Source organism: Chitinophaga sp. (genome assembly GCF_036569185.1).
In the GTDB taxonomy this organism is placed as follows: Bacteria; Bacteroidota; Bacteroidia; order Chitinophagales; family Chitinophagaceae; genus Chitinophaga.
Window position 1 is genome coordinate 1 of the sequence record NZ_DATCRD010000361.1, and the last position, 6,846, is coordinate 6,846.

Genomic DNA, 6,846 nt, shown 5'->3' on the forward strand with positions numbered 1-6,846 from the left:
GGATAACGCAGGAAGGTTTTGCTGTCGTTATTGTAGATAATAGCGGATCCTGAGGAATTTTGCGCTATCCAGCGCGAAGCATTGAACAATGCAGTGCCTCCGTCCTGGGTGTTGATGGGATTTGTAAAGGAGCTGAATCCCATGGAGTATATGTTTTTGTTAACGTAAAGCAAACCGCCATACGAGCGGAGATTTATGTCTGCGCCGGTCCAGTCGGTGATGGGGTCCGATACGGACATGAAATTTTTCAGGTCATAAGCAGGTACATAATCAAGTGAATCCAGCCCAAGCAATACCGCATTTTTACTGGTGGCTACAAATATGCCAAGAGAGCCATTGGTGGGGCCTCCTATCATCGAGAACTGGGTAGCTATAAACGATGGGGTGCCGGTTGTTTTATAGGCAGAACGTACCTGTTTAAGGATATCCGGGTACAGGGTATCGGTGTTGCCCCTGTGTGAAATCATATCCAGGCGGCTGTTACCGTTTTCCATATCGCACAGCATCATCCATCCTTCATAAGAGGGCGCGCCTACATTCAGGGTAAAGTAACTGTCGGTGAATACGCCGGTCCTTTTATCTGTAACGCGGTAGTACATGGCATAAAGGCCATAGTCGAGCGTAATGGTAGTATCCAGGTCCCTCGCCGTGGAAATGATGGTGGGCGCCATCGTGTATCCCACCAGGTGATCGGCTACCCAGTTATAGGTATAGTTAGCGGTATCCTCATGTGCATCATCTGAAAATTTCAGCACTGGTTTAATCTGCAGGCGTGTGCCGTAATCCAGTAAGTAGGCGGAGTCTATGCCCTGTATGGTAACGCGGTTGATGGGCGTATAATTATAGTTGCCTTTATCTTTCATACATGCTGTCAGCAGGCATGCAAAAATGAAGAACAGGAGTATTGGTTTATAATGATAAGTATTCATTTGCTTATGATAATAAAATGAAAGAATGTTATTGAACAGCAGGTCCCATTTTCATTTCGGTTCCATCTTCTTCTGTTACCGGGTCGCCCGCGTCCTTCCGGCTGTTAAGATAGGCCTGGAACTGGCGTGCATAGTTGGCGAGCTGCGTGGTGGAATACAGCGTACCTGAGTAGAACCGTGTTAGTACCAGCGACTGGTTAGCGATGAGCAGTTCCAGTTTCTTACGTGAATATGTGCCAAGTGCGCTGCTGTTATTGTCCCACAGATCCGGCTTGGGAAGAATATCCGATATGATGATTTCCAGGTTGGTAGCCGACACTACATTTGTGGCCGCATAGTTATAAACGCCCATGTTTGTCTGGAAGTTGTTATTTGGACTAAGCTTCAGGAAAAGAGACACTGTTTTCTCCCGGAGATCGGAAGGCCGGAGAATTTTTACGGGTACCAGTTTCCGGTTGGCGCCCGCAGGAATAAGCAGGCTATCGGTAACGGGCAAACGATAATGTTTGTTTACCATGGCGGTAGTAGCGACTTCATCTGTGATCATGTTAAATAACCTGTTATCTGCTGTTACTTTTCCCAGGAGATTTACATAGAAACCGGTACTGTCTTCGGTTTTATTGCCCCTAAAGGCAAAATTGATATTGATGGTATCGAAGTTTGTACCTGACCTCGTATAGGAAAAGTATACATTGTTTTCGTCTGTGTAGTGCAGCAGCTCACTTTTGGCGCAGCCTGTTACGAAAGCGGTAATGAAGAAAAAGTATATTGGAAAGTATTTCATGTTATTGTATTGATACATTTAAGAAGACGATTACCTGAAGGTGGTTTCAGATAACGGAAGCGGTACTACGTATTTGTCCGGCGTCATGGTAATAGTGGCATTACCAGAAGCGCCGCTGTTGATACTGGATTGGTTAATGCGCTTGTAATAGTAGAACAGTTGTCCTTCGCCCCAGAATTCTTTCTGGTATTCTTTGGTGAGCTGCACTCTTTTATCGCCGCTGATGGTAAGGGGAGGAAGGCCCCTGTTATAACGCACCGTATTCAGCAGTATGTTTGCCTTGTTATCGTCTGTTTCTCCTTCTATGGCGATGTAGTATAGTTCAGTCAGGCGCATGAGCGGCTGTAGTTTCCGGTAAAGCAGGTTTTTGTTTTGTATATCTGCATACTTGAAAAAAGTTTTGTCGGTACGCGTAGAGGTCCTGTCTACATCAAAATTGATCCGGTAACGGTAATCGTTGGCATAATCCTCGTAAATAGCAGTAAGCCTTTGTGGCAGGGGAGCCAGGAGACTGGTGTTCAGGTTGGCTGCAAACCAGCTGGTTTGGGTGGTGTACATATCCGCATTTTCCAGTCCGAAAATAACTTCCGAAGAGAAGATCCGGTCGGGGTTTGCAATGCCTGGTGCAGAAAGCGCTGCCGGGCTCCAGGGAAACCAGGGTGTGGCTTCATTGATGATATTGTTAGCTACAGCAGCTGCTCCTGTATTATCGCGGCGGTACAGCAATACCCTGGCCAGTAGCGTTTTTACCGCGTAGTAGTTCATACGGCGGTTGCGCAAACTGAAAAATTTATCTGAAACAGCATCGGGCGCCTGTACGCCGGCATTACGCACGGGGTCGTGTTCCAGCAGCTTTAAGGCTGTGGCAATATCTGCCAGCACATTCGCAACAACAGTATTGGCAGGCAGCATGGTCTCTATTTTTGAATCTGGTGTAACAGGATAGGGAATAGCAGCTTTGGTGGAGTCGGTGGCATATACGGGGCCGAAAAGCCGCAATATATCGAAAGCTACAAACGCCCGGAGCCCATATGCTTCTCCCAGCAGCAGATTTTTCTCTTCTGCGCTTAACACATTGTTCGTGCTGTCGAGATTGTGAATAAAGAGGTTAATATTGAGGATGGCCGTGTAGGAACTGTTCCATATACCGGCAGTATGCCCCATAGTGGTAGCATCTCCATATTTGTAACCGGCTGTTGTATAAAATGGATGTGAAGTCGAACCACAGTTGTAATACTGGGCCAGTACATCGAGGGTGGTGGCGGTAAGCTCACGGCCATATACAGCTGGTTTTGCCAGGTTGAGATAAATACCGTTGATTACATTATGGATAGATGTCTGACTGCTGTATACCTGGTTTTCCAGGAACTTGTCTTCCGGCTGTACATCCAGGTATTTGTTGCACGATGCCAGTGTAAGCAGGAGAGCAGTAAGCAACAGGAGCGGAAATATGCGTTGTATCGGTTGCATAAAAAAGTATTTTAGAAGAAGATGTTTAAACTAAAAGAAACTGCATTGCTGAAGGGGTAATCAATCCCTCTTTCTGCCCTGATATTGGACAGTCGGAAAATATCATTCATATATGCGTTTACCCGGATGGTTTGCAGTTTCAGGCGCCGCACCCATGAATATTGTACTGAACGGAATTCGTAACCCGCGTTAATGGATTCGCCGGTGAGATAGTTTTCTTTCTGGATGAAGCGCGACGACATCGGCGTTACATCAGTGAGGCTGATGCCTTTAAACAAGGCTTCATCGCCTGGTTGTTTCCAGCGAAGTTCCAGTGCTCTTTTATCCTGGTTGTATTGCAGCTGGTCGAAGCTGATATTCTCTACTTTATTGTACAGGGCGGAATTGAAGAGATAGGCGCCAATGCTGTAACGGAGATTAATACCAAACAGGAATCCTTTGAAATTGAGATTGGAACTTATCACACCTTCTGCTTGTGGCCTGCCATTGCCCAGTGGTACGATGTCGGCAGGATCATATACCAGTGTTTTCTCTCCGTTTATTTTCCTGAAAACTTCCTTACCGGAAGCAGGATCTATACCGAGGGATTTTACTGCCCAGAGCTCATCAGGACTGTAACCATCCAGATAGCGTTGCAGGGAATTGGATTTCTGCGCTTCATCATTCAGGTTTTTGAGAATGTTGGAAAACCCTTCGTACCGGCTTTTGTATAAGCTACCGGTGTAACCCAGCGTCCACACGATATTTTTCCGTGGCTGATAAATGGGGGAATACCGTACAATAGCTTCCACACCGCGGGTTCGCAGGTTGCCTACGTTCAGCACATAGGTGGAAACCCCGGAGGAGGTGGGTAGCGAGCCATTGGTGATGAGTGGCTTCGATAATTTTTCATAGGCATTGAAAGTAGCCGTGAGGCGATTGTCGAACAGAGCGGCATCTATACCAACGCTGGTGCTTTGTGTTTTCTGCCATTCCAGCAGGGGATTGCCGAGCTGGGTAAGGTAAAGCCCCTGGCCATAGATGTTCAGGTTATTTTCATACCCGTAAACAGAAGTGGAAGCATAGCTGCCAAGCGCCTGGTTACCTGTGGTGCCTATATTGCCCCTGATACGCAGCATGGTCAGCCACCGCAGGTCCGATAAAAAATGTTCGCTGCTGATGTTCCAGCCCAGGCCTGCCGACCAGAAAGGAGAGTATTTATTTTCAGCGCCAAAAGAGGTAGAGCCATCTATCCTGAAATTGACGTCTGCAAAATAGCGGTTGTCGTAAGCATAGTTAACACTGGCCAGTGCGTTTACCCTTCTCACCGTTGTTTTCTGGTACACCGGTTTACTGTCGGGCAGGAAGCCATAGGCAAAGGCAGGGTTGGGGTTTACGCCTTCGGGAAAGCCGGTGGCCGTATAAGCGGAATAGGTTTGGCTTTGTTCCTGCATTTCTGTTCTGGCGTTCCCGGTAAGACTGTGAACATCATTCAATATTCTCCGGTAGGTAAGCATCAGGTTAGCCTGGTAGCTCATGTTGTCTGTCCTTGAATCGGTATACCTGCCTTTGCGGTAAGTGTCTACCGTATCGAACATGGTATTGGAAGCGGGGATAAAAAGGGTTCCTTTGGTTGTTCCTTTTTGTACCTGCAGACCGCCGGAAAAGCGCCAGGCGCGGGTAAAGTCGTATATGAAGTTCAGATTGTTCTGGAATATGAGGGTATTGGTATTATTTTTTGAATTAAGCGTAGCGTTGTATAAGGGGTTGCCTACTTTAACGGTGTCGGGAATAAAGGAGTTGGTGTTTACCAGGTAGGTTTCCAGGTACCTGTCGGTATTCAGGCTGCCATCGTCTCTTTTTTTCCGGTAGTAGGGATTGATGTTTACGAAATTGTTAAAAGAACCGTAAGGCGATTCATCGGAGTTAGTGCCATTTATATACAGCTGGTTGGTGATATTCAGTTTCTTTTTACGGTAGGCCAGGTCCACGGTGCCGCCCCAGGTGGTTCTGGCGGATCCTTTCATTACGCCGTTCAGCCCCCGGTAATTGAGGCCTATGCCATACTGAAATTCCTGGCTGCCGCCGCTTACGCGCAACGAGTGCCCGTTGGTAAAACTGTTTCTCAGCGGAACATTGAGCCAGTAGCTGTTAACGCCGCTGCGCACTGCTGCCAGCCGCTGGTTATAAAGGTTATCATTGTTGATAGCGGAGATGCCGTTGCTGCTTCTGTACAGTCCTGCCAGTCGTTGAAATTCCAGGTTTTCCGCAGCATTCATCATATTATAATCGCGCAGGTCGGGAATTTCCCAGCGGAGATCGGTGGTGTACGACACGTTGAGCTCTCCCGGTTTGGGTTGTATGGTTTCCACGATCACTACCCCGTTGGCGGCCCTGGAGCCGTACAGCGCGGTAGATGCCGCATCTTTGAGCAGGGTAATGGAAGCTACCCGGTTAATGTCGAGATCCACGATCTGTTGCAGGGTTGTTTCCATCCCGTTGAGGATAAACAGGGGTTGGTTGGGATCATTGGAAAACTGGTCCCTTACCGTGCTGGATGAAAGGCTTGTTTTGCCGCGTACTTCTATATTAGGCAGGCGGTTGGGGTTGGAGCCCTGGATATTATTGGTGGTAACAATGAAAGAAGGGTCCAGTGTTTTCAGGCTTTGTATCACGTTGAGGTTACCAACCCGGCGTAAGTCCTTTCCGCTGAAAGAGGCTACTGCGCCGGAAAAGGTAAGCTTATTCCTGTCGAACATCCCTGTGCGCACCACTACATCCTGTATCTCTACGGCCGCCCGTTCCAGCTGGATAGTACGGATTCCTTCCTTCCAGGGTTTCAGTTCCAGTGATTTGAAACCCACAAAGGTGATGAGGACAACGGATTTTTCATCCGGAATACGGAGCAGGAAACTGCCATCAGCCTGGGTAGAGGTACCGAGGCGGGTTCCTTTCACCATTACACTGGCGCCGGGTAATGGCTGGCCGTTTGCATCGGCCACACGGCCTTTCAATACAAAGGGCTGATCCTGGTCTTCTGTGCTGCCGGAAGGCCTGTAAGGGCTTATCACAATCGTATTGGCATCGCGGATGGTAAACGTAAGTGGGAGTCCTTTCAGGCATTGTGCCAGTACTTCTTTCACCGGTGCATTTCTTACATGCAGGTCGAACCGCTTTTCTTCCGGTAACATGTCGTTGTTATAGATAAATACATAACCCGATTGTTTCCGGATCTCTTTAAATACTTCTGCCAGCGTGGTGCTGTTTTTTGAGATCGTGATCTGTGAGATGCCTGTTGCCGCCAGGTGCAGGCATGTCAACAGCAGAAAAATAACTTTAAACTTCATGGTTGATAATGGTTTGGTCTTTGTCCTGCCACCAAAGTGCAGGGAATGATAATAAAGCCACAAATGTTTCATTTGTGCAGATTCTGGTTACCCGCGTTGTTGAATGAAGGTATTATCTGCATAGCCTGCAGTGCATGACAGATCTTACCTCTTGCGTGGTGGTGCGCATGATTACTCTAAAAACGACAGCCGGTATAAAAAATCAGTATACTTTAATTTTATTTCCTTCTTCCCTGAACTTTACCGCCCCGGTGGCCGACAACAACAACAGCACCTCGCTGATCTGAGAGGAACGGGCTATTACGGCGCTGAATTTCAGGTGAAGTATTGCGGGATC

Annotated in this window: 5 protein-coding genes; all 5 read right to left on the minus strand. The window is 47.7% G+C overall.

Annotated features, from left to right (window positions below; translation table 11 throughout):
- Positions 1 to 929, minus strand: a 929-nt coding sequence (locus tag VIM72_RS27545; protein ID WP_332006025.1) for a PKD-like family lipoprotein, incomplete at its 3' end; no start/stop codon positions are given.
- Between the two features lie 28 nt (positions 930 to 957).
- The gene (locus VIM72_RS27550; RefSeq protein ID WP_332006026.1) at positions 958 to 1,713 is read right to left on the minus strand and encodes a DUF4843 domain-containing protein; all 756 of its coding nucleotides are present in this window, start codon (positions 1,711 to 1,713) and stop codon (positions 958 to 960) included.
- Between the two features lie 30 nt (positions 1,714 to 1,743).
- On the minus strand, positions 1,744 to 3,183 hold the full coding sequence (locus VIM72_RS27555) for a RagB/SusD family nutrient uptake outer membrane protein (RefSeq protein ID WP_332006027.1): 1,440 nt from the start codon (positions 3,181 to 3,183) through the stop codon (positions 1,744 to 1,746).
- A gap of 11 nt (positions 3,184 to 3,194) precedes the next feature.
- Entirely contained in the window at positions 3,195 to 6,509 is a 3,315-nt protein-coding gene (locus VIM72_RS27560; protein ID WP_332006028.1) for a SusC/RagA family TonB-linked outer membrane protein, read from the minus strand.
- 202 nt (positions 6,510 to 6,711) lie between these two features.
- A complete protein-coding gene (locus tag VIM72_RS32460; protein ID WP_414649049.1) occupies positions 6,712 to 6,837 on the minus strand; it encodes a DUF4974 domain-containing protein in 126 nt (41 codons plus the stop codon).
- Positions 6,838 to 6,846 lie beyond the last annotated feature (9 nt).

Excerpts from the sequence above, each read along its gene's own strand:
- VIM72_RS27550 (WP_332006026.1), bottom strand. The coding sequence starts at position 1,713 with ATGAAATACTTTCCAATATACTTTTTCTTCATTACCGCTTTCGTAACA.
- VIM72_RS27555 (WP_332006027.1), bottom strand. The coding sequence starts at position 3,183 with ATGCAACCGATACAACGCATATTTCCGCTCCTGTTGCTTACTGCTCTC.
- VIM72_RS27560 (WP_332006028.1), bottom strand. The coding sequence starts at position 6,509 with ATGAAGTTTAAAGTTATTTTTCTGCTGTTGACATGCCTGCACCTGGCG.